Origin of the sequence: Paradevosia shaoguanensis, from assembly GCF_016801025.1 — a bacterium.
Lineage (GTDB): Bacteria > Pseudomonadota > Alphaproteobacteria > Rhizobiales > Devosiaceae > Paradevosia > Paradevosia shaoguanensis.
Genome location: NZ_CP068983.1, coordinates 960,504 through 986,831 on the forward strand (window position 1 = coordinate 960,504; position 26,328 = coordinate 986,831).

The 26,328-nt window shown below is 63.6% G+C and carries 22 protein-coding genes; 12 read left to right on the forward strand and 10 right to left on the reverse strand.

What is annotated here, in order from left to right; translation table 11 throughout:
- Window positions 1-132 precede the first annotated feature (132 nt).
- Complete coding sequence (locus JNE37_RS04420; protein ID WP_182400421.1) at window positions 133-504, reverse strand: RidA family protein; 372 nt, start codon at window positions 502-504, stop codon at window positions 133-135.
- A 163-nt stretch (window positions 505-667) separates the two neighbouring features.
- Between JNE37_RS04420 and JNE37_RS04425 the strand changes: the two genes are divergently transcribed.
- Window positions 668-1,453, forward strand: coding sequence for an SDR family oxidoreductase (locus JNE37_RS04425; protein ID WP_246513514.1), 786 nt, complete (start codon window positions 668-670; stop codon window positions 1,451-1,453).
- Window positions 1,450-2,511 (forward strand): D-TA family PLP-dependent enzyme, encoded by a 1,062-nt coding sequence (locus JNE37_RS04430; RefSeq protein ID WP_203065437.1) that lies wholly within the window; start codon window positions 1,450-1,452, stop codon window positions 2,509-2,511. Before JNE37_RS04425 ends, JNE37_RS04430 begins: the two co-directional genes overlap by 4 nt.
- 50 nt (window positions 2,512-2,561) lie before the next feature.
- Here the strand turns inward: JNE37_RS04430 and JNE37_RS04435 are convergent, their stop codons facing one another.
- Window positions 2,562-3,464, reverse strand: a complete 903-nt coding sequence (locus tag JNE37_RS04435; RefSeq protein WP_203065438.1) for an alpha/beta hydrolase family protein — start codon at window positions 3,462-3,464, stop codon at window positions 2,562-2,564.
- Between the two features lie 78 nt (window positions 3,465-3,542).
- Window positions 3,543-6,296 (reverse strand): autotransporter outer membrane beta-barrel domain-containing protein, encoded by a 2,754-nt coding sequence (locus JNE37_RS04440; protein WP_203065439.1) that lies wholly within the window; start codon window positions 6,294-6,296, stop codon window positions 3,543-3,545.
- A gap of 334 nt (window positions 6,297-6,630) precedes the next feature.
- On the opposite strand from JNE37_RS04440, the gene JNE37_RS04445 reads away from it, so the two are divergent.
- The 3 genes from JNE37_RS04445 to JNE37_RS04455 are packed head-to-tail and all read left to right on the forward strand — an operon-like array spanning window position 6,631 to window position 10,027.
- On the forward strand, window positions 6,631-7,182 hold the full coding sequence (locus JNE37_RS04445; RefSeq protein ID WP_182398286.1) for a putative pterin-binding protein: 552 nt from the start codon (window positions 6,631-6,633) through the stop codon (window positions 7,180-7,182).
- Window positions 7,179-8,987 carry a PAS domain-containing sensor histidine kinase gene (locus JNE37_RS04450; RefSeq protein WP_203065440.1) on the forward strand — a complete coding sequence of 603 codons (1,809 nt, stop codon included), beginning with the start codon at window positions 7,179-7,181 and terminating at the stop codon, window positions 8,985-8,987. The genes JNE37_RS04445 and JNE37_RS04450 overlap by 4 nt, the downstream gene beginning before the upstream one ends.
- Window positions 8,984-10,027, forward strand: coding sequence for a response regulator (locus tag JNE37_RS04455; protein WP_035032303.1), 1,044 nt, complete (start codon window positions 8,984-8,986; stop codon window positions 10,025-10,027). The genes JNE37_RS04450 and JNE37_RS04455 overlap by 4 nt, the downstream gene beginning before the upstream one ends.
- Window positions 10,028-10,030: 3 nt before the next feature.
- On the opposite strand, the gene JNE37_RS04460 is transcribed toward JNE37_RS04455, so the two are convergent.
- The 7 genes from JNE37_RS04460 to JNE37_RS04490 form a co-directional block, all read right to left on the reverse strand.
- Window positions 10,031-11,011: a sugar phosphate isomerase/epimerase family protein gene (locus JNE37_RS04460; protein ID WP_203065441.1), complete on the reverse strand. Its 981-nt coding sequence runs from the start codon at window positions 11,009-11,011 to the stop codon at window positions 10,031-10,033.
- Window positions 11,012-11,024: 13 nt separating this feature from the next.
- Complete coding sequence (locus tag JNE37_RS04465) at window positions 11,025-11,894, reverse strand: sugar phosphate isomerase/epimerase family protein (RefSeq protein ID WP_203065442.1); 870 nt, start codon at window positions 11,892-11,894, stop codon at window positions 11,025-11,027.
- A gap of 36 nt (window positions 11,895-11,930) precedes the next feature.
- The gene (locus tag JNE37_RS04470) at window positions 11,931-13,556 is read right to left on the reverse strand and encodes an acyl-CoA dehydrogenase family protein (protein WP_203065443.1); all 1,626 of its coding nucleotides are present in this window, start codon (window positions 13,554-13,556) and stop codon (window positions 11,931-11,933) included.
- A 42-nt stretch (window positions 13,557-13,598) separates the two neighbouring features.
- Window positions 13,599-15,419, reverse strand: a complete 1,821-nt coding sequence (gene recQ, locus JNE37_RS04475; protein WP_203066317.1) for a DNA helicase RecQ — start codon at window positions 15,417-15,419, stop codon at window positions 13,599-13,601.
- 74 nt (window positions 15,420-15,493) lie between these two features.
- Window positions 15,494-16,693, reverse strand: coding sequence for an aminotransferase class V-fold PLP-dependent enzyme (locus JNE37_RS04480; protein ID WP_203065444.1), 1,200 nt, complete (start codon window positions 16,691-16,693; stop codon window positions 15,494-15,496).
- A gap of 99 nt (window positions 16,694-16,792) precedes the next feature.
- On the reverse strand, window positions 16,793-17,710 hold the full coding sequence (locus JNE37_RS04485) for an ABC transporter substrate-binding protein (protein WP_203065445.1): 918 nt from the start codon (window positions 17,708-17,710) through the stop codon (window positions 16,793-16,795).
- 49 nt (window positions 17,711-17,759) lie between these two features.
- On the reverse strand, window positions 17,760-18,971 hold the full coding sequence (locus JNE37_RS04490) for an MFS transporter (RefSeq protein WP_203065446.1): 1,212 nt from the start codon (window positions 18,969-18,971) through the stop codon (window positions 17,760-17,762).
- 258 nt (window positions 18,972-19,229) lie between these two features.
- On the opposite strand from JNE37_RS04490, the gene JNE37_RS04495 reads away from it, so the two are divergent.
- From JNE37_RS04495 to JNE37_RS04525, 7 genes are all read left to right on the forward strand, one after another.
- Window positions 19,230-19,619: a GAF domain-containing protein gene (locus JNE37_RS04495; RefSeq protein WP_203065447.1), complete on the forward strand. Its 390-nt coding sequence runs from the start codon at window positions 19,230-19,232 to the stop codon at window positions 19,617-19,619.
- Between the two features lie 116 nt (window positions 19,620-19,735).
- The gene (locus JNE37_RS04500) at window positions 19,736-20,665 is read left to right on the forward strand and encodes an ABC transporter permease (RefSeq protein ID WP_203065448.1); all 930 of its coding nucleotides are present in this window, start codon (window positions 19,736-19,738) and stop codon (window positions 20,663-20,665) included.
- Window positions 20,662-21,813, forward strand: coding sequence for an ABC transporter permease (locus tag JNE37_RS04505; protein ID WP_052015212.1), 1,152 nt, complete (start codon window positions 20,662-20,664; stop codon window positions 21,811-21,813). Before JNE37_RS04500 ends, JNE37_RS04505 begins: the two co-directional genes overlap by 4 nt.
- Window positions 21,810-22,814, forward strand: a complete 1,005-nt coding sequence (locus JNE37_RS04510; RefSeq protein WP_203065449.1) for an ABC transporter ATP-binding protein — start codon at window positions 21,810-21,812, stop codon at window positions 22,812-22,814. Before JNE37_RS04505 ends, JNE37_RS04510 begins: the two co-directional genes overlap by 4 nt.
- An 8-nt stretch (window positions 22,815-22,822) precedes the next feature.
- Complete coding sequence (locus JNE37_RS04515; RefSeq protein ID WP_203066318.1) at window positions 22,823-23,824, forward strand: ABC transporter ATP-binding protein; 1,002 nt, start codon at window positions 22,823-22,825, stop codon at window positions 23,822-23,824.
- A 36-nt stretch (window positions 23,825-23,860) separates the two neighbouring features.
- Window positions 23,861-25,444: a peptide ABC transporter substrate-binding protein gene (locus JNE37_RS04520; RefSeq protein ID WP_203065450.1), complete on the forward strand. Its 1,584-nt coding sequence runs from the start codon at window positions 23,861-23,863 to the stop codon at window positions 25,442-25,444.
- Window positions 25,445-25,557: 113 nt separating this feature from the next.
- The gene (locus tag JNE37_RS04525) at window positions 25,558-26,301 is read left to right on the forward strand and encodes a class I SAM-dependent methyltransferase (protein WP_203065451.1); all 744 of its coding nucleotides are present in this window, start codon (window positions 25,558-25,560) and stop codon (window positions 26,299-26,301) included.
- Window positions 26,302-26,328: the final 27 nt, after the last annotated feature.

Consider the following 26,328-nt stretch of genomic DNA (forward strand, 5'->3'; position numbering starts at 1 on the left):
GGAGGCTATATGCAGCGCCATGCGGCAAACGGTACGTGTCCGGCACGTAACTGATTGTTGCGCAAATATAAAAGGCGCCACTCGATCGAGGGCGCCTCTTTACGAAAACCGGCCTTTTTAGGCTTTTTCGGCTTATTTCAGGGGCTTGTAGGCCACCGCCTCGATCTCGATCTTGATATCGATCATCAGACGCGCCTCAAGGGTGGTGCGAGCCGGCGGATTGGAGGGGAAATAGGTGGCGTAGGTCTTGTTGAAGGCCGCGAACTCGCGCGCGTCCTCAAGGATGACGAAGGTCTTGATCACGTCGGACAATTCGGCGCCGGCGAGAGCCAGGGCGGCCTTGACGTTTTCCATGACCTGGCGCGTCTGCACCTCGATGCCGCCGACCACGACCTCGCCATTGGCGCCCACCGGCACCTGGCCGGAAACATAGATGAAATCGCCTGCCCGCACCGCGGGGGACAGGGGGACGTGCGAGGTGCCGAAATGTTGCTTGGTCATGATCTGGGACTTCCGTTGAGTTTCGTTCGCCTATGCGGAGGCCAGCGGCTGGAATGAAAACGAGTTTCATTCAAGGCGTTTTTGACCCCGGCGCATCATATTCGCAATTGCCTCGGGGCAAGCAGATTTGTTTAGTCTCTCCCGGTTGATTTTGGCGTGGGACAAAATGGCAGAAACACCCTCCCCTTTCCGTATGGACGGCAAGCACGTACTCATTACCGGCGCAGGCGGCGGCATTGGTCGCTCGCTGGCAAAGGTGTTCCGCGCGGCGGGCGCGACGATCACCGGCGCGGACCGCGACCCAGCCTTGCTCGAGGGCATGGAGCTCGACCACAAGCTGGTCTTCGAACTCACCGAGCCGGAGGCAATTTCGAAAATCATTTCCACCCATATCGCGGCGAACGGTGCTCCGGACGCGCTGATCTCCAATGCCGGCTTCACGCGCGGAGAGGTGTTCGAGCAGGTCGACAACACGGTCTGGGCCTCGGAAATGGAGATCAACCTCAACGGCGCCTATTACGTGGCGGCGCCGGTTGTTGCCGCCATGGAGGCGCGAGGGGGCGGCAATGTGGTGTTCATTTCCTCGGTCAACGGGCTGAGCCATTTCGGCAATCCCGCCTATTCGGCGGCCAAGGCCGGGCTTATCGCCTTCGCCAAGGGTCTGGCGGTCGAGCGCGGATACAAGGGAATCAGGGCCAATGTCGTCTGCCCCGGCTCGGTGCGCACGCCGGCCTGGGATCACCGGATCGAGGCCAATCCCGAGCTCCTGAAGAAGGTTCTGCCGCACTATCCGCTGGGCCGGATGGTGACGCCGGAGGAAGTGGCGCAGACCGTATTGTTTCTGGCCTCGCCGGCAGCTTCAGGCGTGACGGGCGCCGTGGTGCCGGTGGATGCCGGATTGACCTCAGGCAATCTCCGCTTCGTCAACGAAGTCCTCAAGGGAGGGGAATGATGGGTCTCGAGCGCATCGATACGCCAGCGGTTCTCATCGATCTTGATCGCGTCGAGGGCAATCTCAAGCGGGCGCAGGACTATGCGGATGCGCACAACCTGCCGCTGCGTCCGCACATCAAGACGCACAAGCTGCCGCGCTTCGCCAAACGACAGATCGAACTGGGCGCGATCGGCATCACCTGCCAGAAGCTCGGCGAGGCCGAGGTGATGGCCGATGCCGGGATCGACGACATCTTCCTGCCCTACAATATCATCGGCGACGACAAGCTGGCCCGACTCAAGGCGCTGCATGAAAGAATCACGATCAGCGTGACGGCCGATTCCAGTTTCGTGGTGGCGGGCCTGGCGCGCACCTTTACCGACCCGAACCACAAGCTGCGCGTGCTGGTGGAATGCGATACCGGCATGGGCCGGTGCGGCGTACAGACGCCCTGGGCGGCGGTAGAGCTGGCGCAGCAGATCGCGGCGGCGCCGGGACTGCATTTTACCGGCCTCATGACCTATCCGGCTGCGGGCAAGGTGGCGGAGAACGAGGATTTCCTCGAGAAGGCCAAGGCCGCGCTCGAGGCGCAGGGGTTGGCGCCGGAGGTGATTTCCAATGGCGGGACACCTGACATCTGGCACGCCCATGACGTGACGGTGGCGACCGAACATCGGCCCGGGACCTATATCTACCTCGACCGCTTCCAGGTGGCGAAGGGCGTCGGCAAGCTTGAGGATTGCGCGCTGACGGTGCTGACGACGGTCGTCAGCCGGCCGACCGAGAATCGCGCGATCATCGATGCGGGGTCGAAGGCGCTGACCAGCGATACGCTCGGGATGGATGGTTTCGGTTACATCGTCGGCTATCCGGATGCCCGGATCGTCGGGCTCTCCGAGGAGCATGGCACGATCGATCTCAGCGGCAGCGCGAAGAAACCGGAGATCGGCGAGCGCCTGCGGATCATCCCCAACCACGCGTGCGTGGTGAGCAACCTCTTCGACACGGTCACCTTGATCTCGGGCGACGAGGTCGTCGAGACGGTGCCGGTGGCTGCGCGCGGACGGGTGGGGTAACTCTCTCCACCCCTCCCCGGCTGCAGGCCAGGGAAGGTGTCGGCGACGTCCTATGATCCTGGCTGCAAATGCGTTTTCAGGAAGCGCGTCAGAACCTCCCGCATTTCGGTCGTCTCCTCGTGGCCGACGCCGGATTGACGGAAAAACTCCAGGGCCTTGGCCGCGCGCTTTTCGCCATAGGCCGCTTGAGCCTGGGCCAGCGCCCGGTCGACAGCCACGGGCGGGGTCAGCGGATCGGCTTCGCCGACGCAGATGAGCTGTGGACGGGGTGCGACGAGACCGCCGATCTCGCCGGTGGAGGTTTCGGCGAGAAGGCCGGGCACCGAGAGGTAGAAGCCGTGTCGGTCATGCGCGCCGGTTTCGACAAGGGTGGCGAAGTCGGCGAAGCAGCAGAGGTGGGCGATGGCGGCCAGCCGCGGCTCGATGGCGGCCAGCCAATAGGTGAGCGTCGAGCCCATCGACATGCCGAGCATACCGACGCGTGCGACATCCACGTCGCTGCGCGAGGAGAGATAGGTGATGGCGGCGGCCTGCTCGCCGAGCATCTTGCCGAAAAGCGTCTGCCCATACCAGAAGGCCGCCTTGGCAGCGGCGCTTTCGCTCTGGGCGGCTCGCTCGCCGAAGGTGGGCATATCGATCGCCAGCGTGACGAAGCCGAGATGGGCGAGGACCGGGCCGAGCGGATTGAGCAGTTCCGGGCGCCCCTCGGTGAGTTCGGACGCGCCGATATCGTAGCGACCGCCATGGGCGTGCGCGTAGACAAGCGCGGCGCCGGGGCTATCCATGCTGAGTGGCCGCGTCAGGATCCCACGGACCGGCTCGTTCGAGCAGTTGACGAAGTTGAGGTATTCCACCCGGTAGCCGCTGCGCTCCTCGGTCTTCGAGCCGCGCAGCAGCAGGGCGACATTGGGTACTTTCAATAGCGCGCGAAGGCGCTCCTCACTGATGGCCATGCTATCCCCCAAACCAAACCCTTTGAAGTCAAACAGACTTTTGGCTTGGGTGCCAGAGGGATAGCAGTCACGCCGCAGTCAGAAGCTGAAACCGAGGCTGGCCTTGACGGCGTGGCTCTGGGCGTTGCCGGCGAGCTGGCCGGTATAATTGACGCCAAGCGTCAGCCCGTTTGCCGTTTCGTAGTCGAGCCCTGCGTCGAGCACGAGGCTATCTGAGGCAAGCGGGACACCAGATACCTGGAAGGCCGGGCCGCCCGCGTTGAAGGCGAGGTCTCGCTTGCCAGGGCCGCCGTTGAAGGCATGGCGCCAGCCGATGCCGGCGTTGAGCGAGAGAATGCCCGCTTCGGACGCGGTGACGGTCCAGTTGCCGCGGACGCCGAGGGTGGCAAAAGCGCTCGCCTGCGACAGTCTGCCGCCGCTGAGAGCTGCGGCGCCGCCCGACTCATTGAAAGCATCAGCGCCGACGCCGACCAAAGCCAATCCAGCGAAGGGCTCGACCATCACCTGCCCCACCGCCAGCTTGTAGCCGACCTCGCCGAAGACCTGACCGGTCTGGGCGCCGTAGCGCGCCGAGGCCTGATCGGCGAAGGAGCGGAAAGCGATGCCGCGATTGCTGGCGAGCGTGTTCCAGCTATAGGAGGCGCCAAAACGCAGTGCGAGTGCATCGAGATCGGCGGCGCCATAGGCGGCGAGATGGTAGCTGGTGACGTCGATGGAGGACGACCCGGTATCTCCGTTGAGGCGGCTGCCGGAGACGCCACCGGCGATACCGACGCGGAAGCGGTTTTCAAACGTGCCATCGAGGCCGAAGAGAACGCCGCCGGTGCCCTGGCGGAGCGTCGAGGCATTGCCGTTGGAATTGAATTGCTGGAAACCGCCGAAGGCCTGTGTCCAGGGAGTGACGGTCCAGGCGTCAGGAGCCAGCTCGCCGTCGTCGGCGTAGCCCAGAGCGGCGAAGCTGCCATTGACCAGGGCCGAGAACGGTTGGCGCATGCGGTTGAGCAGCGTGTCGCGGATATGGTGGCTATCTTCGATAAGGCCGGTGCCGACGCTGGCATGGATTTCGCCTGAAAGGGCATCGAGCGCGGCGTGACCTTCGGCCTCGGTGCCCGAGACGATGGTATCGTAGAGCACGTTGCCGGCGCCAAGGCCTTCGACCACAGGCGCGACGGCGCGCTGGTTGGGCGTGATGCCCGATATCTGATCAAAGGAGCGGCTGTTGCGGGCGAGAGTCAGCCAGACGTTGTTGGGATCATAGGAGAGGGAAGCGTCAAGGAAGAAGAGGTCCGAGGTGACGCCATCGAACCGCGTCGGCACGCCGTTGTCCTCGATGAACCGATCGGTGACGGTGAGGATGCGGTACTGGGTTGTGTCCGCGTAATCGCCCGCTGTAGCGCGCACCCTCACGGTGCCGGCGAGGCGGGCCAGCTCGGCCTCGATGCGGTCGGACGAACCGTCAGCGTGGGCATCGACCTCATAGAAGGCGGTGCTGGCGAAGGTGATGTCGCCGGCCTGCATGGTTGCCGCATCGCCCGGCAGCACGCCCGGCGAGATGACCGAGCTGTCATAGGCATAGAGACCTTCGATATTGCCCATACCACCGATGACACCGCTATTGCGGCCGATCACGACGCCATTGACGATTTCGCTGAAGACGTTGAGCCGCCCCTCATTGACAATGATGCGGCCCGGGCCGCCCAGATCGTCGAGATCAAGATAGTCATTGCTCAAGGTCATGGTGCCGAGGCCGACTTTGGTGAGCTGGCTGAAGTTGGAGAAGGTGCCGGAGAATTCGGTGTCGGAATTGTCGCCACCGGTGACCATCCAGCGACCGTCGAAATTGATGTGACCGGCGCCAGCCAACGAGCCGACCGTGTGCTGGGGCGCGGCGGCCAGCCCGTCGAAAGAGAGGGTGGCGCCATCATCGACGACCAGCGCGCCGCGACCGAGGGCGTTGACGCCGGCGATGCGCAGCTCACCAGCGGCCACGCGGGTGGCGCCGGTATAGTCGGCGTCTCCGGTGAGGCGCAGCGTGCCGTCGCCGGATTTTATGAGCGGGGCATTGCCGGAAATGCGACCGGAAAGCGTGGCCGTTTCATCGACACCTACCGAGACGCGGGCGGCTACGGCGCCGGTCGTGATGTTATTGGCCAGCGTGACGCTATCCGCCACGGCCAGGGTGCCCCTGTCGCCGAAGTCGAGATCGCCGGTGCCGAGGGCAGTGGCGCGCATGGCTTTCAACACGCCCCAATCGAGCTGCGTGCCGCCGGCATAGGAATTGTCGCCATCAAGGACGAGCGTGGCTTCACCGTCCTTCTGCAGGCGCCCATCGCCGAAAATGTCGCCGTTCCAGGTTACGTTTGCGCGAAGGAAGAACTGGTGCTGGCTATTGCCGATATCGAGGAGCTCGACATTGTTGCTGATCATGCGCGCGCTGCCGTAGTCGGTAAACAGCGCGCCACCGGCCATGGTGACGTCGCCTGTACCAAGGGCCTGGTCATTGCCGAGCCAGAGCACGCCCTCCTGCACGACCGTGCCGCCTGAATAGGTGTTGGCCCCATTGAGGAAGAGATGTCCTTCGCCCGTCTTGGTGACGCCGTAGCCGCCGCTGATGACCCCGTTCTGCGTTGCAGGCTGGCCGTTAAAGAGCGAGCGATGGAGGATGGCATCGTCGGTGAGCACGATCGGAGCGTTGGCATTGTAGACGTTGTCGTATTCGACAACCTGCTGGCCAAGGACCGGCGCTGCCGTGAGCGCGGTGCTGGCGACGAGCAGCGAGGCCAGGGTCTTGAACGGGGTGGCACCAAGGAACGCAGGCGTTTGGGGCGACATGTCGATCTCCACATTTCGGACGTCCCCAGGTCGGGGCGAGAGCGGACCCGGCCCGATCAGCATGCAGCCTGTGGCCCCGGCGGGAGCCGACTGTGTGCATCTGACCGGACCAGGCACCGCCTCGCCCCGGGGAGCAGAACCCGACTAAATCGACGGGAAAGAAAACGCCCCATTCGTTCCAAGGGGGCGGCGCGGAGACGGACGCGATAGGGATTGCCAAGTTGCCGTTGCATCACGCATTTTCAGGCAACGCCACCTATGGACGCCCGCCGGATATCAATGCCCCAATCCGGCGGGTGCCATAGGCTTTTTTGCGTTTGTTGGAGACTGGTCTATGCGGCGCAGGCGCCCTCTATTGGTCTTGATCTCGCTGGCGTTCGGCATGCTGGCGGTTGCATTGGCGATACCGGCCCCGTCGCAGGGCGCGGCCGGGGTGTTGCCCGACCTTCTCAAGCTGCCGGAACCACAGGGCGACGTGTTGCTGGAAGTTTCGGGGCGGGTCGCGCAGCGGAGTATCTCCGTGAAGTTCGATCGCGCGGGGCTCGAGGCCATCGGGCGGCGCAGCATCACCACGACGACGGCCTGGAACGACGGGGCCCATGTCTTCGAGGGCGTGCTGGCGCGAGACGTGATGCATGCCATCGGCGCCGATGACGTGGAAAGCGTGCGCGCGATCGCGCTCAACGAATATGAAGCAACAATCCCCACCAGCGACTTCGCCAAGTACAACGTGCTCTTCGCCTGGAGCATGGATGGCAAGCAGATGACGGCCCGGGACAAGGGGCCGCTCTGGATCGTCTATCCCAAGCTCGACCATCCCGAGCTCAGGGACGACAAGTACGACCATCGCTGGGTCTGGCAACTTTATCGGTTGATCCTGCCGTGACAGCCCGCGGCCGCCGTCTTTCGCTCATAGCCACTATCCTCGCCATCTGCGCCTTCGTCGCCTTCCTTTCGGTGGCGATCACGCGGCTTGTCGAGGTGCAGCGGAGCCTGACGACGGGCCACGGGGAATACCTGCTTTGGGCGGTCAGCCAGGCGCAATACGAGACGCAGAAGCTCATCACGGCAGCCAACCAGACGCAGCAGATGAGCCAGGGCGCGCTACTGCGCCAGTACGACATCACCATCAGCCGCTACGTGCTGCTGGACGAGGGAGAAATGTCGCGGCGTATCGCCGAGGTGGGCCATGGCGGGGAGGTGGCGCTGGCGCTCAAGGCGCTGATGGGGCTCGAGCCCTACCTCACTGCAGCGGATGCCAAGTCCGCCAATTACTCTGGGCGGGTGCAGGCGGCGATGGGGCCCTACATCACGAACCTGCGCACTATCGGCAATGACCTGATGATCGATACGCGCGAGCGCGATGGGGTGCGGCGGGCGACCTACAATTCGACCATCATCGAGATCATCGTCTACATCCTCGCCATTCTCGCCAGCGGCATCTTTCTTACCGTGCAGCTCATGCGCAGCCAGAACCAACTGGCCAAATCCGATGCCAAGATGCGGCGGGAGAAGGAATTTCTCGACATGCTCATCGAGTCGAGCGGGGAAGGCGTGGTGGCGTTCGATCGCCACATGATCTGCACGCACTGGAACTCGGCAGCGGCCCGCATCTTCAACCGACCGGCTCATGAGGTTGTCGGGCAGCAATTGCGGGACACGTTCCCGTTTCCGGATGGGCATGCGGTTCCGGAGATGCTGACGGCGGCTTTGCGGGGCGAGGACCGCTATATGTCCGAGCATCTGCTGCCGGGGACGGAAATCTATCTCGAAAAAGCGTGCTTCCCGGTGCGGGGCGATCGCAAGGTGGTCGGCGGCATCATGATCGTTCGCGATGTCACGGAGCGCTATCGCGCGCAGCGGGAGCTGGCGCAGCACCATTCCCAGCTTGAGGAACTGGTGGCGGAGCGGACGGCGGACCTGCGCAATACCGAGGCGCAATTGCGCGCTGCGGTGCAGCAGGCGGAACAGGCGCTGATCCAGGAAAAACACCTGCGCCAGCTCTATCGCGATTTCGTCTCGATGGTTTCGCACCAGTTCCGCACGCCGCTCGCCATCATCGATTCCAGTGCCCAGCGCATGGCACGGCGCGGCGACAACATGTCGGGCGAGGAGATCACGACGCGCGCAGGCAAGATCCGAACGGCGGCGGGTCGGCTGGCGCGGCTGCTTGAAAGCACGCTGGATGGGGCACGCATGGATGCGGGCGAGATCGAGTTCAATCCACGCCGGAGCGACCTCGCACGGCTGGTGCGGGAGGCCTGCGAGCGGCAGCGCGAACTGCATCCGGCGCGGGATTTCAGCCTCGACCTCGAGCGGCTGCCGGCCTCGGTGCGCTTCGATCCGCTGCTGATGGACCAGGTAGTTTCCAACCTCATTTCCAACGCGACCAAATATTCACCCGAAAGCACTTCGGTGGAAGTTCATGGCGAAACACGTCCTGACAGGGTGGTGCTCACCATTCAGGATCGCGGCGTCGGGATCCCCGAAGAGGAGATGCATCGTGTCTTCGAGCGCTTCTTCCGGGCGAGCACGGCAACGGGCGTCGCCGGCACCGGCATCGGGCTCCACGTGGCCCGCGAGATCGTGCGCATGCATGGCGGCGACCTCACCCTCAACTCGCGCATGGGCGAAGGAACCTCGGTTCACCTGACCCTTCCCTATGACAATCAGCAACAGGCAGCGGAATGAACGATTTTGACGATAGCGGCGCATTGATCCTGTGCGTCGAGGATGAGGACGACCTGCGCAACGACATCGTCGAGGAATTGCAGGCGGCTGGTTATCGCACGCTGGAAGCGGGCGATGGACACGCGGCGCTTGCCATTCTGGCCGAACAGAAGCCGGACCTCGTGCTTTGCGACATCACCATGCCCGGACTCGATGGGTACGGGGTGATGCGCGAGCTGCGCACCAAACGCGCCGACATGGCCGACGTGCCGTTCCTGTTTCTCACGGCGCTCGCGGGACGTGCCGACGTGATCCAGGGCAAGGCGGCGGGGGCGGACGATTATCTCGTCAAGCCGATCGACTACGACATCATGCTGGCGACGATCCGTTCGCGGCTGGCGCAGGTGCATCGCATTCGGCGCAATATCGATGCGGAGATCGCCGAGACGCGGCGAGGCCTGGCGGCGGCCATTGTCGAGCGATCGCAGGAGGCGGTGGCGCTGGTGGCGTCGACGCTCGATCGCATGGCGGCGGGGTTCGTTCTGGTCGAACCCGCACTCGAATTGGTGCAGGCGAACGCTACGGCGCGGGCGATCTTCGAGGAGGCGGACGGCGTGAGCCTGCGAGGCGGGAAGCTCGCGGGCGTGTCGGCGCAGACGCTACGGCGGCTCTTCGTCGAGATGGTCGAACAGGGCAAGAGCGGGAGGGCGATCGCGCTGGAACGGCCCTATCGGCGGCCATTGCTGGCGCAGGTGTCGGTATTTTCGAGCGAGCCGGCGCGGCTGGCGCTAGTGCTGCTGGATCCAGACCGGCAGCCGGTGCTGTCGAGCGAGGTGGCCATCCAGATGTATGGGCTGACGCCGACCGAGGCGAAGATCGCCATTGCGCTGGCGGGCGGGAAGCGGACGGACGAAATTGCCGACGACTTCTCGATCGCGGCGACAACGATCTCGTTCCACCTGCAGAACCTTTTCCGGAAGACGCAGACGACGCGGCAATCGGACCTGATCGCACTGATGCTGCGCAGTGCCTTGCCGGCCGAGGCAGCTGCTGCAAACTAACGGCTAGATCAGGCCGAGCGATTTCAGGTTTTCGGCGGACCGGCGGATGGTGGCGAGTTCATATTCGGCCACCTCGCCATCGGCGCCGCGTTCCCAAGGCGTGCGATAATCCGCATCGGGCGGCAGCTTGTTGCGCTGGGCCGCAAGAAGACAGGCGGCCAGACTCTCGGCCTCGCGGGGGGCGTAGCCGCGCCACCAGCCAGGCGTAAACAGACGTACATGGCGCGTTTCGAGGCCGCCAGGCTCGATGATCGCAGTCAGGTGCGGGTGCTGGGCGGCGAGGAGTTCGATAATCTCCTTGAGAGGCACGGCGCCATCGCCGATGGCACAGCGCGCGAGGCGGAAGCCTTCGTCGGTGAACTGGATACGGTAGTCCTTGAGATGGACGTGGCGCACCAACGGCGCGACGGCGTGGGCAAAATCGAGCGGGGCCTCGCCAACGGCAAAGCAATTGCCGGTATCCAGGACGATGCCGACATTGGGACCGGCTTCGTGGCAGAAAGCGATCAGTTCGTGGCTGGTGAAATCCTGATGGTTTTCGATGCCGATGGTAAGGCCGTGCTCGGCTGCGCGGAGCGCCCAGTCCAGGAGATGCGAACGTGCTGTTGAGACGAGTTCGTACCAGCGGTTGCCCCAGGCCGCTCGGTCGCCGGCGGTGACAGGTGTCAGGGCGAGGCGGATGATCTTGGCGTTGAGGGCCACGGCCAGGCGGATACAGGTTTCGATATTGCCGTGGTCGATGCTGGCGCTGATCACGGGTAGCAAGTGCAGGCCTTCGAGCCGTAGCCGGAGCGCATCGAGAGCGGCAGGGTTCAGCTTTTCGAGCCAGGTATCGTTGACTTCGAGGGCACGGGCGCCGAGTTCGGCGGCAATCGAGAGGAGGCCTTCGAGGCCTTTGGCGGGGGGATTGGCGCGCGGCGTGCCGGCCCCCTCGATACCCAGATGATAGCTCAGGCCGTGCGGGTTCAGTCCGGTGCGCAGCATCGCATTCCCCTTGTCAGGTCGGTTGGAAATCTCCGTCGGAGGCGGCGTCCCAGCCATCACGCATCAACCTGTAGGCACCGCAGTAGACATCTTCGGGGTTGGCGAAGAGTGGCCGCCAGATCTTGGTAGCCGCCGAAAGATCGGGCAACGCGGAGCCGAAGGCTTCTACCGTCATCCAGCCGTCGTAGCCCGAAGCGCGCAGCGCGCGGAAGACGGAGGCAAAATCGATGTGACCGGTGCCAGGCGTGCCACGATTGTTTTCCGAAATGTGGACGTGGTTGATCTGACCGATGGTGCGCATGACTGCATCGGGCAGCGAGTTCTCTTCGATGTTGAAGTGGAACGTGTCGTAGAGGTAGCCGTAGGCTGGCTCATCGACCCGGCGAACCAGTTCGGCGGCGGCATCGGCGGTATTGAGGAAATAGCATTCGAAGCGGTTGAGCGGCTCGACCGAGAGCTTCACGCCGGCCTTGCCGGCATATTGCGCGGCTTGCTTGTGGATCTCCACGCAACGCGACTTCTCGTCCTCGGTCGGCCCCCGCCCCGTGAATTCGCCGAGCGGCTGGTAGATGGGGCCGATGAAAAGTTCAGCGCCGAGCGCAGCACAACAATCGGATGCCCATTTGAGGTGGTCGAGCGCCCTGGCCCGCAGGACCGGATCGGGCGAGATGGGGTTGCTGCCCGATGGCATGGCGCCTGCCGCGGTGCATTGCAGACCGGCATTCTCGATGTGCCGACGCAGCCAGGCGAAATGGCTCTCATTGCCTTCGAAGACGGGAATCTCGACGCCGTCATAGCCGGTGGCCTTGATGGCATCGAGGATAGGCAGGTGCTCTTCGGTGACGTGGGTCGTCCAGAGCAGGAAATTGAAGCCGAGTCTCACGTGGTCCCCCTTCGCGTGGAATCGATCTCTTGTTCATCAGATCATAGCGACAAGACGCGCCGCGTCGATGCCCTCGGACAAGGTGCCGTAGGTGCGACCCCAATCGCCGTCGAGGCGGGTGCGGATGAACGCGGAAGCCGCAAGCTGGTCGCCGTGGCGGAGCAGCAGGCTGGCCTGCAGCAGGAGTGCGAGGCGCTCGGTGAACTGGCGGGCTTCGGCGTCGGCGACACCGGAGGCATAGCGCGAGAGGGTGGCGTCGAGCGCGGCATCGAAGGCGCGATCAGTGCCACGAGCAAGGGTGAGCTCGGCGGCAAGGGCATCGAGGGCTTCGGGCTGCTTGCGGATGGTGCGCAGGACATCGAGGCAGACGATATTGCCCGAGCCCTCCCAGATGGCGTTGAGGGGAGCCTCGCGATAAAGCCAGGGCATAGGACCATCCTCGACATAGCCGGAACCGCCAACGCATTCCATAGCTTCGACCACGAAGCCGGGGCAGCGCTTGTTGGACCAGTATTTGGCGAGGGCAACGGCGAGGCGGGCGAAGGCACGTTCAGAATCGGAAGTGCTGTCGAAGGCTTGCGCGACGCGCAGGCCGATGGCGAGAGCGCCGAGCCAATCGAGCGCGAGGTCGGCGAGAACAGCTTGCATCAGCGGCTGGTCGACAAGAGGGGCGCCGAAGGCCATGCGGTTGCGCGTCCAGTAAGCGGCTTCCGAAAGGGCGCGGTGCATGAGGCCGGCGGGGGCCATGGCGGTATCGAGACGGGTGTGGTGGACCATTTCGATGATGGTCGAAACGCCCCTGCCCGGCTCGCCAAGAAGCTCTGCCCAGGCGCTGTGATATTCGATCTCGGCGGAGGCATTGGCGCGATTGCCGAGCTTGTCCTTGAGGCGCATGAGCTGGATGGCATTGCGCGTTCCGTCCGGCTGCCAGCGCGGAACGAGGAAACAGGTGAGGCCTTCATTTGTCTGCGCCAAGGTGAGGAAGGCGTCGGACATGGGGGCCGAGCAGAACCATTTGTGGCCGGTGAGGCGGTAGCCTGCGCCATCGCGCTCGGCGCGGGTCTGGTTGGCGCGCAGGTCCGAGCCGCCCTGCTTTTCGGTCATGGCCATGCCGATGGTGAGCCCGGCCTTTTCGGCGGCGGGAAGCGCGGCTGGATCATAGCGGGCCGAGAGAAGGCCGGGGCGCCAGCGGGCGGAGAGTTCGGGGGAGGAAGCGAGCGCCGGCACGGCGGCGTAGGTCATGGTCATGGGGCAACAGGTGCCCGGCTCGACCTGGGTGAGGAGATAGACCATGGCAGCATGGGCGACGTGACCGCCGGGATCGCCTGTGGTCCAGGCAAGGGAGGAATAGCCGGCTTCGAGGCCTTTGCGCATCAGGTCGTGATAAGCGGGATGAAATTCGACCTCATCGATGCGGCGGCCGGCGCGGTCAAAAGTCTTGAGTTCGGGCGGATAGCGATTGGCGGCGCGGCCCTGGGCAACGGATTCGGCGCTGCCGATGGTTTGCGCGAAGCCGTCGAGGTGGCCGGCATGGGCCGGTGCCAGGCGCTCGATGGCGGCGCGCAAGGGCGCGTCCTCGGCCCAGAGCGGCAGCGCTTCGCGCGGTTCGGGCTGGTTGAAGACCTTGTGGGTTTCGAGGTTCGTCTGAGGTTTGAACGCCATCTGACCCTCCCGCTCCGAGTAGGGAGCGGCGGGCAATGTCTGTCAAGCGGCGTGGCTGGCGATGACCGAGAGGAAGGCTTCGCCGTAGCGTTCGAGCTTGGAATGACCGATGCCGGGGATGGCGCGCAGGTCATCGAAGGAGCCGGGGCGGGTCAGGGCCATGGCGCGCAGGGTGGTATCGTGGAAGACCACATAGGGCGGCACGCCCTGGAGCTTGGCGAGGCGCAGGCGCTCGTTGCGCAGGGCGTCGAAAAGACCGGAGGCCTCGGGCGGCAGGTCAAAGACCGTGGCATTGAGTGAGCGGCGCACTTCTGCGGCCTTGCGCGGGCGATCCTGGCGGAAGGTGACCTTGCGCTCGCCGCGGAAGACCGGGCGCGCCTCCTCACTCAGCATCAGGGCGCCATGGGCCTCGTGGTCAATGACGATGAAGCCGGCAGCGGTCAGCTGGCGCAGCACGGATTGCCAGGTGCGGGAATCGTGATCCTTGCCGGCGCCGAAAACCTTCTGGTTCTGGTGGCCGAAGCGGGTGACCTTTTCGGTTTCCTTTCCCAGCAGAACATCGACGATGTGGCCAGCGCCGAAACGCTGGCCGGTGCGGTAGATGGCGGCGAGCGCCTTGACCGCGGCGTCGGTGCCGTCCCAGGTGGCGACCGGCGAGCGACAGGTGTCGCAATTGCCGCAATTGCCCTCTTGGCTCTCGCCGAAATGGGCGAGGATGGCCTGACGGCGGCAGGTCGTGGTTTCGCAGATGCCCAGCAGCGCATTGAGCTTGCCGCGTTCGATGCGCTTGATCTCCTCAGGCGCGCCGCCTTCATCGATCATGCGGCGGCGCTGCACGACATCAGCCATGCCATAGCTCATCCAGGCTTCGGACGGCATGCCGTCGCGGCCGGCGCGGCCGGTTTCCTGGTAATAGGCTTCCACGGATGACGGCAGATCGAGGTGGGCGACATAGCGGACGTCAGGCTTGTCGATACCCATCCCGAAGGCAACGGTGGCGACGAGGCAGAGGCCTTCGTCCTTGAGGAAGGCATCCTGATTGGCGGCACGCAGGTCCGCGTTCATGCCGGCGTGGTACGGAAGTGCCTTGATGCCCTGGCCGTTCAGCCAATCCGCCGTATCCTCAACCTTGGCGCGCGAAAGGCAGTAGACGATGCCGGAATTGCCCTTGTGGTTGGCGAGGAAGGCCAGGAGCTGACGGCGCGGGCTGTCGCGCTCAACGATGGTGTAGCTGATATTGGGACGATCGAAGCTGGTGGTGAAGACGCGGGCATCTTCGAGGGCCAGCTTTTCGATGATGTCGGCGCGGGTCAGCGGGTCGGCGGTGGCAGTGAGGGCGATGCGCGGTACTGAGGGGAAGAGCTCGGCGAGGATCGCCAGCTCCCTGTATTCAGGGCGGAAATCGTGACCCCATTGGCTCACGCAGTGAGCCTCGTCGATGGCGAAGAGGGATATCTCGGTTTCGGAAAGAAGTTGGCGGAAACCGGGGAGCGCGAGGCGTTCGGGGGTGACGTAGAGGAGTTCGAGTTCGCCGTTGCGCAGGTCGCGGCGGACGGTGGAAAACTCCTCCTGCGACATCGCCGAGTTGAAGGCGGCGGCCTTGACGCCAGCCTGGCGCAGCGCCTCGACCTGATCGCGCATGAGGGCAATGAGTGGAGACACCACGATGCCGACGCCTGAGCGGCAGAGGGCGGGGATCTGGTAGCAGGCGGACTTTCCCGCGCCCGTTGGAAACAGCACGACCGCATCGCCGCCGCTGGTGACGTGGCGGACGACATCTTCCTGCTGGCCGCGAAAAGCGGCGTGGCCGAAGACATCGCGCAGGACTTCGGCGGGATCTTTGAGCGGCGCGGAGGCTAACATGGGCAAACGAATCTCTTGCTGCCCACTGATAGCAGAGGCTTGCCCCTGACCCAAATTGGGACTTGTGACGGCTGTCAGGACATTGCCTGCGAAAGCGGGCGGGCGAGATCGAGCAGGTCGGAGAGGGCGTCGACGAGCAGGTCCATCTGCTCACGCGAGTTGTAGCCCTGGACCGAGACGCGGGCTAGGGCCCGGCCCTTCCACTTGAACACCGGAATCTCGATGGCATAGCGCTCGATAAGCGCGTCGTGAATGGCCAACGGATCGCAATCAGGGATGGGCATGGCGACCATCTGCGGAGCGGAAAATTCGGGCGAGGAGAGCGGCGCAAGTCCAGTGCGTTCCGTAAGGCGCGCAGCGGTTTCCTGTGCGAGCGCCGTGCAGGAGCGGGCGACGGCATCCCAATCGTGCTCCTTCCGAAAGGCAAGAGCGGCAGGGACAGCAAGCCAGGCGGAGGGATCGCGGGTGCCCTGCATCTCGATTTCGTCGATGAACGGCGAATTGCCGAGGGCACCCATCGCGCCGGGTTCCTTGGACTGGTTGGTCCAGCCGTGACTGACCACGAGCGGGTTCAGGATGCCCTGCATCTGCGGGCGCGCATAGAGAAAGGCCGAGCCTTTCGGGGCCATCAGCCATTTGTGGCAGTTGCCCGAATAGTAGTCGACGCCCATCGCGTCGAGAGCGAGTGGGATGTGGCCGGGCGCGTGCGCGCCATCGATGACCGTGATGATGTTGCGGCGGCGCGCTTCAGCGATGGCACGCTCAATGGGGAAGACGAGCGCGGTCGGCGAAGTGATGTGCGAGAGGAAGAGCACGCGGGTGCGCTCGGTCATACCGGCGAGAAGCGCTTCGGTGAAGACGGCCTCAGAAACCAGCGGCATGGGGACTTCGACCGTCACGACCCGTGCCCCTGTGCGGCGGACGACGTAGGCCCAGGTCTTTTCCAGTGCCGAGTACTCGTGATCGGTGGTGAGGATTTCGTCGCCTGGTTTAAGGTCGAGCGATTGAGCGACGATGTTGAGGCCAGTGGTGGCGTTGACCACCGCGACGATGTTTTCGGGGCTAGTGCCGAGATAGGGTGCGAGGGCCTCGCGCGGGGTCCGCATGCGGACCGTCAGTTCGCGACCGAGAAAGGCGACGGGCTGCGCTTCGAGTTCGCGTTGGAAGGCCTGGTAGGTTTCGAAAACCGGGCGCGGGCAGGCACCGAACGAGCCGTGATTGAGAAACACGACATCCTCCGAGAGGAGGAAATGACGGGCGAGATTGGACGGCACGATGGCGTTTCCGGTGGCGGGTCGCAACGATGTGGCAGAGTCCGCGACCGGAAAGCAAGGGGGCGGAGGCCGTCAAGGCGACCTCCGCCTAGTTAGCCTCTACTGGAGCTTGAGCTCGTAGACACGGGCGACATCGTCGAGCGCCAGATTGGCAGCCATGATGCCGCCAGCCGTGGCCCAGATAGTGTCGGAGACCGGGTAGACGTGACCAGCCTTCACTGCGGCGAGATTCTGCCAGAGCGGCTCGGCCATCCATTCCTCGGCCTGCTTGTTGGCACCGCCATCGCCCACTTCGTAGTTGAAGTAGAAGATGCGATCGGCATCGAGTTCGCCGATGCGTTCCTTGGTGATGAGTTCGGCCATGCCTTCGCGATCCTGCACGGCAGGACGATTGAGGCCGGCTTCACGGATCATGACGCCGGAGAAGCTGTCATTGGAGTAGACGTAGGTCTGGCCGGCGAGGAAGCGCACGAGGGTCACGGTTTCCTTGGCCTTGTCGCCCAGGGCTTCGCGGACCTTGCGGGCGTGATCCTCATAGGCGGCAAGCACGGCCTTGCCTTCCTCGACCTCGCCTACGGCTTCGGCATAGAGCGAGAAGTTTTCCTTCCACTTGCCCTGAATATTCTCGGCGAAAACGGTCGGGGCGATGGCGGAGAGCTGTTCGTAGATCTTCTCGTGGCGGCGCTTGTTGCCGATGATCAAGTCAGGCTCGAGCGCGGCGATGGTTTCAAGCTCGGGGGCGAGTTCTTCGCCGATGACCTTGGTATCTGCGAGTTGGGCAGCGACGTGGTCGTACCAGGGATTGGAATTGGCCGAACGGGCGGCGCCGATGGGGACGATGCCCAGCGCGAGCAGGTCTTCCGTGGCCTCGTTGGTGAGAGCGACGACGCGCAGCGGGTGGTCGGGCACGCTGGTGACGCCCATGGCGTGCGTCACCTCGGCGGCGAAGGTGGCCGGGGCGAGGGCGGAGAAGACCAACGCAAGGGCGAGGCCGATGGCAGAACGTCGTTGGAGCATTGCAGGAATCTAAACTTAATCTGAGGGGTCAATATTATGACCTTGAGCCTCAGCTTTTGTGCAAAGTCAAGCGGCGCGTAACCGCCAGCATGGCGAAAGCGCTGATTGCAGGTACGAGCGCAAGCACGATCCACGGGACGGAAGCTCGAGCCGACGGGATCAGTGCCCAATCGAGCAGTGGGCCGAGAACGACATTGCCAACGAGCACGAAGACACCGCCGACCGAGGCCTGCGCGCCGTAGTAGACGCCGGTGGGTCGGCCGGCGGCGAAGGTCGGCACGAGGTCCATGGCCAACGGCCGCACGATCATCTGACCGAGAGAGAGGATCACGACCATGATTACGGCAGGCGCCAGCGACCATGGCGCCGTCGCGGGCGTGAGCGGCGCGAAGGCGGCGACTATGGCAAAAGCGACAGCCATCAGTGCGAAACCGAAAGGCATGCTGACCTGAACGCCGACATGCCGGGCCAGGCGTGTGATCGGCAATTGGAGGGTGATGACCAACACGGAGGCGATCATGAACATGGGCGCCAGATCGCGCTCTCCACCGCCGGACCGAGCGATCTCGATGGGGAGGGCGAGATAGAGCTGGTTGTAGCAGAAGAGATAGGCGCCATGGGCGAGGATGAAGGCCAGGAACAGCCGATCGCCGAGGACGGGCGCGAAGGAGCCCTGTTCGTGGCGCACCGGGTGGGCCTCGTCTCGCGGCAGGAAGGCGAGGAGTACGAAGAAGGCGCAGACAAAGACTCCTGCCCCGATGAAGGCCATAGCCCGGAAGCCGACGCCCAGCAGCAGGGCGCCGGCCACGGGACCGAGTACTGCGCCAAGCTCGCCCCACACCGCAAGCAGCGCGAAATACTGTGCGCGGCTGCGCTTGCCGGCTTTTTCGCTCGTCTCGCCGACCTTGGCGATAAGCGTCGAGAGCGCGGGCGAAAAGAGCGCGCCGCCGACGCCGGTCAGGCAGGCTCCGATGAGGATAGTGGCAATGTGTCCGCCGAGCCCAAGGAAGGCGTAGCCGGCAACGCGCACGACACAGCCGAGCAGGATGAGCCGGCGCGGCCCGAGACGATCGGAGAGCGTCCCGCCGAAAACGAAGAGTCCCTGCTGCGAAAAAGTGCGCAGACCCAGAACAAGGCCAATGGCGCTGCCGGCCAATGCCATGTCCTCGCGCAGATAGACCGCGAGGAACGGGACGACCATGTAGAAGCCCAGGTTGAACACGAGTTGGTTCGACAGGAGCAGCAGGGAATTAGCGGGCAATCAGGGGTCCGTTCGCGAGAGGCGAACTGACCTCTGGAAGATAGTCGCTATCCTGGCAAGGCCCTGGTGCGCTTTGCATTGAAGATTTTCGCTCGTGGCTCGGTACGCAACGGACTGTATGTTGGTGCGATTGCCAAGATACGGATTCGGCTCATGGATTTCACCGCACTCAAGCGCTTCGAAGATGCTCTCGCGATTTATGAAACCGAGCGCGATGTCGGCCGGGCGCTGCATCGCCTTGTCTAGGAGATCGTCGGGGTGAAGCTCTTCACGATGACGGCCGACAACCCCGACACGGGCTATGTACGGCGAGTCTATTCGAGCGACGAGTTGGCCTATCCGATCCTCGGCACCAAGCCGATCGTGTTCGACGCGAGCTACGAGGCCATGACCAGGGACCGCAAGACCTACGTCGCTGCCTCGCTCAAGGAGATGGAGGGCGAGTTCCCCGATCTCGAACTCATCAAATCGCTGGGTTGCGGCTCGGCGATCAACATGCCGGTGGTTGCGGGCGGCAAGATGCTGGGCTCGGTGAACCTGCTCCATGAGGAGCACTATTACGGTCCGGAGCGCGTGGCGCAGATGGAGGAACTGGTCGTGCCGGCCATGGCTTGCTTCCTGATTTTGCGGAATAGTTTCACTATTTGAAACTCCATTTCCGCGACTTGACCGTCGCCGAAAAATAGTTTTGTTACATCGAAAAAATTTAGACGCAGTGGGGCAGGTCGGGACTTGAGCGGCTTTTGGCAGATGGGCGGGTCGCGATGGCCGGCTATGTAGTGCAGCGCCTTGGCCTGATGCTGGTGACGCTGCTGGCGATCGTCACCCTTACTTTCTTCCTCATGCATGCCGTGCCAGGCGGACCGTTCACGTCCGAGAAGATGCTGCAGCCTGAAATCCAGGCGGCGCTCAACGCCAAGTATCACCTCGACGACCCGCTCTGGCTGCAATACTTCAACTACATCAAGGGCGTGGTGACGCTCGATCTCGGCCCCTCCTTCAAATACGCGGGCATGAGCGTCAACCAGATCATCATGGAAGGCCTGCCGGTCACGGCCAAGGTCGGCTTCTTCGCGCTGATCTGCGTGGTGGCGCTCGGCGTGCCGCTCGGCGTAGTGGCTGCGCTCAATCGCAATCGCTGGCCCGACACGCTGGTGATGGTGATCGCCACGATCGGGGTGGCTGTGCCGTCCTATGTCATCGCGACCATCGCGCTATGTGTCTTCGCGCTGCGGCTGGGCTGGGTGCCGACATTCGGGCTCGATGATTGGCGCGGTTACTTCCTACCGGTCTTCGCCCTCTCGGGTTTCTGGATTTCCTTCATCGCCCGCCTGGCGCGTTCGAGCCTTCTTGAAACCCTGGATCAGGACTACATGACCACGGCAAAGGCCAAGGGGCTCAAGCCGGGCCAGGTGCTGTTCAAGCACGGTCTACGCAATTCGCTGATCCCGGTAGTGACGGTGCTGGGGCCCGTGGTGGCTAACCTGCTGACCGGCTCGTTCGTGATCGAACAGATCTTTGCCCTGCCCGGCATCGGGCGGCACTTCGTACTGTCGATCACCAACCGCGACTATACGGCCATCATGGGCATCACGATCTTCTATGCGGCGGTGCTCATGGTGATGATCTTCATCGTGGACATGCTCTATCTCGTGCTCGATCCGCGCATCAAATACGGAGCGCGCGGCAAATGAGCGATATCGCGCCGGAGATGTGGGCACCGGTCAAGCGCGACGCCGCGCAGGCCGAATTCATTGCCGCTCCCAGCCTCACCTATTGGCAGGACGTGCGCCAGCGGCTCTGGAAGAACCGGCCGGCCATGCTGGGCCTGGGTTTCATCATCGTGCTGATCGTGGCGGCGATCGTGGGGCCGATGCTGTCCTCGCACACCTATTACGAGCAGAACCTCAAGTTCGCCAACATCCCACCGGTGTTCCAGACCTATGAGGTCGACGGGAAGCGGTTCTTCTTCAACTCGGGCAATTTCAACCTTTATGAGGTCTCGCCGGAGGGCAAGGTCGAGGGGCTGCTGCGAGCGACCAAGAAGGACCTCATCAAGAAGCAGCAGCAGTTCAAGTTCGGCGACCAACTGGTGGTGATGGATACGGCTCAGCAGACACTGACGCTGGACGGCACGCCGCTGCAGCCGACCGGATGGCAATGGAACCAGAGCAACTGGTTCGGCACCGACCAGCTCGGGCGCGACGTGCTGGTGCGCCAGCTTTATGGCGCACGCATTTCGCTGACGGTGGCGTTCGTCGCGACGCTGGTGAACTTCTTTATCGGCGTGTTCTACGGCGGTATTTCGGGCTATCTCGGCGGGCGCGCCGACATGGTGATGATGCGCATCGTCGAGATCATCGCGACGATTCCGCTCACGCTCTACGTGATCCTGATGATGGTGGTGCTCAATTCTGGGTTCTTCTCCGTGATCCTCGCGATCGGCACCGTCTATTGGGTAGATATGGCTCGCATTGTCCGGGGACAGATCCTGACGCTCAAGGAACAGGATTACGTCGCAGCTGCCCGGACGATGGGCGCTTCGACGGGGCGCATTCTCACGCGGCATCTTCTGCCCAATACGATCGGACCGATCCTTGTAACCCTGACCATGCTCATCCCGAGCGCCATCTTCATCGAGAGCTTCATGAGCTTTATCGGGCTGGGCGTGACGCCGCCGCAGGCTAGCTGGGGTACGTTGACCAGCGAAGCAGTGGAGACGCTGCGCGCCTATCCCTACCAACTTTTCTTCCCGGCGGCGGCGATCAGCCTCACCATGTTTGCATTCAACTTCCTGGGCGACGGGTTGCGCGATGCGCTCGATCCGAGGTTGCGCAAATGACCCTTCTCAGCGTCACGAACCTCAAGACCAGCTTCTTCACGTCGCGCGGCGAGGTGCAGGCCGTGCGCGGCGTGTCGTTCGACGTACGGCCGGGCGAAATCCTGGGCATCGTGGGCGAGAGCGGCTCGGGCAAGTCGATCACCTGCATGAGCGTGCTGCGCCTGCTCAAGAGTTCTGGACGCGTCGTGGGTGGGGAGGCGCTGTTCGAAGGTCGCGACCTGCTCAAGCTCGATGACGACGAGCTGCGGCAGTTGCGCGGCAACGAGATCGCAATGATCTTCCAGGACCCGATGACCTCGCTCAACCCGACGCTGACGGTGGGTGAGCAGGTGATGGAGACGATCCTCCGCCACCGCAAGGTAACGCGCGCCGAGGCGCGGCAGCGCGTCATCGAACTGTTCGAACTGGTGCGCATTCCTAATGCCGCGCAGCGCCTGAGGGCCTATCCGCACCAGTTTTCGGGCGGCATGCGGCAGCGTGTGATGATCGCGATGGCGCTATCGTGTGATCCCAAGCTCCTCATTGCCGATGAGCCGACGACGGCGCTTGATGTCACCATCCAGCGACAAATCCTGGCGCTGCTCAAGGAATTGCAGTCGCGCCTGGGCATGGCGGTGATCCTCATCACGCACGATCTTGGCGTCATTGCCGAGGTTACCGACCGCGTGCTGGTGATGTATGGCGGCATGGCTATGGAGCAAGGGCCGGTGCGCGAGGTGTTCGCGCGACCATCGCACCCTTATACGCGCGGGCTACTCTCCTCGATCCCCGACCTGAGGGACGGCGAACATCATCGTCTGACGCCTATACCGGGCTCGCCGCCGGACATGCTGCGGCCGCCGCCGGGCTGTCCGTTTGCGCCGCGTTGTCCGCATACGATGGCGCAGTGCGTCGCTGCCGTACCGCCGCTCTTTGAAATCGGAAGCGCACACGAGGCGCGCTGCTGGCTGCACCATCAGGATGCGCCCAAGGTGCTGGGCGAGATGGAGGCGGCGCAGTGAGCGAAGTCGTGCAGAGGCCGCTGGTCGAACTCAAGGGGCTCACCAAACATTTCTCGCTGCCGGGCGACCTCCTTTCGCGGAACAAGCCCGTGCTGCGCGCTGTCGATGGGGTAGACCTCGAAATCCGGCGCGGCGAAACACTGGGGCTGGTGGGGGAAAGCGGCTGCGGGAAGTCGACGCTCGCGCGCACGCTCATTCGCCTCCACGAGCCGACAGCGGGGCAAATGCTGTTCGAGGGCGAGGATATCGCCCACATGCCTGAGCGTACGCTGGCGCCGTTCCGCCGCCGCATGCAGATGATCTTCCAGGACCCCTATGCCTCGCTCAACGGCCGCATGACGGTGCGCGATCTCATTGGCGAACCTTTGGAGATTGCCAAGGTGGGTACGGCGGAAAGCCGGGCGCGGCGCGTCGATGAACTGCTGGAGCGCGTCGGGCTGACGCGCGATCACGGCATGCGCTTTCCGCACGAGTTTTCGGGCGGCCAGCGCCAGCGCATCGGCATTGCGCGGGCCATTGCGCTCAACCCCGAGCTGGTGATCTGCGACGAGCCGATTTCGGCGCTCGACGTCTCGATCCAGGCGCAGGTCGTCAACATGCTGGAAGACCTGCAGGAAGAGCTTGGGCTGACTTATCTCTTCATCACCCATGACCTCTCTATGGTGCGCCATATCTCGGACCGCATCGGCGTCATGTATCTGGGCAAGATCGTGGAGTTGGCACCCAACGAGGCGCTCTATCGCGCGCCCGCCCACCCCTATACGCAGGCGCTGCTGGCTTCCATTCCGGTGGCGGACCCCGAGGCGCGGCGTGATGTGACGCCGATGGCCGGGGAGATTCCGAGCCCGATCAACCTGCCGTCCTGCTGCCGGTTCAGGACGCGGTGTCCGTTCGCCACCGCACTTTGCGCCGAGCGCGAGCCGGAGCTGCGCGAGCTAGGCGACGGCCACGCTGCGGCCTGCCATTATGCGGAAGACATCCAGTCCAAGCAGATACCGCTATCCGCCTGAGGGAGGCGGTCAACGATGAACACAGGAGAGAAACAGATGCTGAAACGCCTGCTGCCCCTTATGACGGCAGCCCTTCTCGCCACCACCGGTCCCGTCTGGGCCGCGGGCGAATTGACCTATGTGGTCAACAATGAATCCGCCCAGTTCGATCCCTCGACCACGGCCGAGACCTTTGCCCTGCCGGTGATCGGCAACAGCTTCGAAGGCCTCGTCAAGTTTGCCGAGGACGGCAGCGTTGTGCCGGCCCTCGCCAAGAAGTGGGACGTCACCGACGACGGCCTCACCTATACGTTCCATCTGCGCGACGACGCGAAGTGGTCGGATGGCAAGCCGGTGACGGCTGGCGATTTCGTCTATGCGTGGAAGCGCGTGCTGACCCCGTCGGCCGGCGCCAAGAATGCCCAGATGCTCTACATCCTCCAGGGTGGCGAGGACTATTTCAACGACCAGACCAAGGACGTTGCAGTCAAGGCCGTCGACGACAAGACGCTGACCTTCACGCTCAAGCAGCGCGTTCCCTACCTGATGCAGATCCTGCCGTTCACCGTGTTCTATCCGGTGCGCGAGGATGTGGTTTCGGCCGATCCGGATGGCTGGACCCGCAAGCCCGAGACCTATATCGGCACCGGCCCCTTCCGGGTCACGCAGATGAAGTTCGGCGAGTCGATCGTGCTCGAAAAGAACCCGAACTATTACGACGCGGCCAATGTCACCCTCGACAAGGTGACGCTGCGCCTGATCCCCGAGCCTTCGACTGCTCTTGCTGCCTATGAGGCGGGCGACGTCGACGGCATCGAGGCGGTTCCGGCTCCGGAAATTCCGCGCCTGGCTTCCGAGGAAGGCAACGGCTTCCTGGTCGTGCCGGCGCTCGGCACCACCTATGCTTTCTTCAACCCGCACCAGAAGCCGCTCGACGACGTTCGCGTCCGCAAGGCGCTGTCCATGGCGATCGACCGCGAGGAAATCGTCGAGTTCGTGCTGCAGTCGGCTGACCAGCCGGCAATGGCACTGGTCCCGCCGGGCATGAACCTGGCCGGAGAAGATTTCCGCGATGGCTCCGACACGTTCGGTCTCGAGCCGACCGCACAGCCGGAAGCCGCGCAGGCGCTCCTGGCCGAGGCTGGTTATCCGAATGGCGAAGGTTTCCCCGAGACGGTCTTCATGACCTACTCGTCCCCGCCGATCGAAAAGCTGCTCGAGGCCATCCAGCAGATGTGGAAGAAGAACCTTAACATCGACGTCAAGATCCAGGCGTCCGAGTGGCAGGTGTTCTACCCTGAAGTGCAGAAGGTTCAGTACCAGATCGCGCAGATGGGTTGGGGTGCCGACTACCCGCACCCGATGACCTTCCTCGACAACTTTGTGACCGGCAGCGCCAACAATCTGGCCAACTGGTCCAATGCCGACTACGACAAGGCCATTGCGGACGCCAAGGCGACCAGCGACGAGAAGACCTCGCTCGATGACATGCGCAAGGCCGAGGCGATCATGATGAACGACCACGTGATCCTGCCGCAATACCACCGCAACCAGTACATGATGATGAAGCCCTATGTGAAAGGCTTCTGGCGGTCGGCACTCAACCAGCCCTACTTCTCTGGCGTGACCATCGAGAAGTAACAAGACAAGCGGCCGCTGCTCCCGGGCAGCGGCCGCTTTCTTAGCTCTAACGATCGGTTTTCTTTTCACGGCAGCGCGAGCATTTTCTCCAAGCCCAGGCTGTGGAGGAAGCCTTGCCCGTCTCCCGTTCGGACTTCGGCAGGTACTACCGCGAACTGATCGAAACCCGGCACTTCGTCGAGTCCCAGGCATACTATCGCCACTCGATGGAGCGGTTCTGGCAAGCCTTCGATCGCATCCAGAACCTGGGACTCCCGCGCGGCACCAGCACCATCGATATCGGCGGCGGCATCATGGCCGTGCTGCTCGCCCGCATACTCGGCTTCGATGCCAGCGTGGGTGATGTTCAGCATTCCGGCGAGGATGATGTGCGTGCGCTCGGCGTGTCGTTCCAGGAAGTCGACCTGATGTCGGATACGCTCCTGCCGGGCAAGCAATATGAGTTTGTCGTGCTGCAGGAGGTGATCGAGCATTTGCCCGACCCACCCTATGTGGTCTTCGGGCGGATCATGCGCTTCATCAAGCCGGGCGGGACATTGTTCCTTACGACGCCCAACGGCTCGCGGATGCGCAATATCCTCTACATGCTTGCGGGGCGGCGCGTACTGGACAATTTCCGTCGGGCCGAGCCCGGCGAGTCCCTCGGCCACCAGCAGGAATATGTGCTGCCGCAGATGACATGGCAGGTGCAGCGCGCCGGGATGGAGCTATTGTTCGGCGAGGAATACGACGATGGCTGGCAAGGCTCGACGTTTCTGGCGCGCATTTCGCACCTTGGACTCAAACCAATCAACCTCGTTCCGCATCTTCGCAACGGGCTGATGGTCGCGGCCCGACGACCAACGGCGCCGCATTGAAATCGACCGGGTGCCTATCCGTCGCAG

Bases quoted from the DNA above. Each gene is read 5' to 3' on its own strand.
- JNE37_RS04425 (WP_246513514.1), top strand. From the start codon at position 668: ATGGCAGAAACACCCTCCCCTTTCCGTATGGACGGCAAGCACGTACTC.
- JNE37_RS04430 (WP_203065437.1), top strand. From the start codon at position 1,450: ATGATGGGTCTCGAGCGCATCGATACGCCAGCGGTTCTCATCGATCTT.
- JNE37_RS04435 (WP_203065438.1), bottom strand. From the start codon at position 3,464: ATGGCCATCAGTGAGGAGCGCCTTCGCGCGCTATTGAAAGTACCCAAT.
- JNE37_RS04440 (WP_203065439.1), bottom strand. From the start codon at position 6,296: ATGTCGCCCCAAACGCCTGCGTTCCTTGGTGCCACCCCGTTCAAGACC.
- JNE37_RS04445 (WP_182398286.1), top strand. From the start codon at position 6,631: ATGCGGCGCAGGCGCCCTCTATTGGTCTTGATCTCGCTGGCGTTCGGC.
- JNE37_RS04455 (WP_035032303.1), top strand. From the start codon at position 8,984: ATGAACGATTTTGACGATAGCGGCGCATTGATCCTGTGCGTCGAGGAT.
- JNE37_RS04460 (WP_203065441.1), bottom strand. From the start codon at position 11,011: ATGCTGCGCACCGGACTGAACCCGCACGGCCTGAGCTATCATCTGGGT.
- JNE37_RS04470 (WP_203065443.1), bottom strand. From the start codon at position 13,556: ATGGCGTTCAAACCTCAGACGAACCTCGAAACCCACAAGGTCTTCAAC.
- recQ (WP_203066317.1), bottom strand. From the start codon at position 15,419: ATGTTAGCCTCCGCGCCGCTCAAAGATCCCGCCGAAGTCCTGCGCGAT.
- JNE37_RS04485 (WP_203065445.1), bottom strand. From the start codon at position 17,710: ATGCTCCAACGACGTTCTGCCATCGGCCTCGCCCTTGCGTTGGTCTTC.
- JNE37_RS04500 (WP_203065448.1), top strand. From the start codon at position 19,736: ATGGCCGGCTATGTAGTGCAGCGCCTTGGCCTGATGCTGGTGACGCTG.
- JNE37_RS04505 (WP_052015212.1), top strand. From the start codon at position 20,662: ATGAGCGATATCGCGCCGGAGATGTGGGCACCGGTCAAGCGCGACGCC.
- JNE37_RS04510 (WP_203065449.1), top strand. From the start codon at position 21,810: ATGACCCTTCTCAGCGTCACGAACCTCAAGACCAGCTTCTTCACGTCG.
- JNE37_RS04520 (WP_203065450.1), top strand. From the start codon at position 23,861: ATGCTGAAACGCCTGCTGCCCCTTATGACGGCAGCCCTTCTCGCCACC.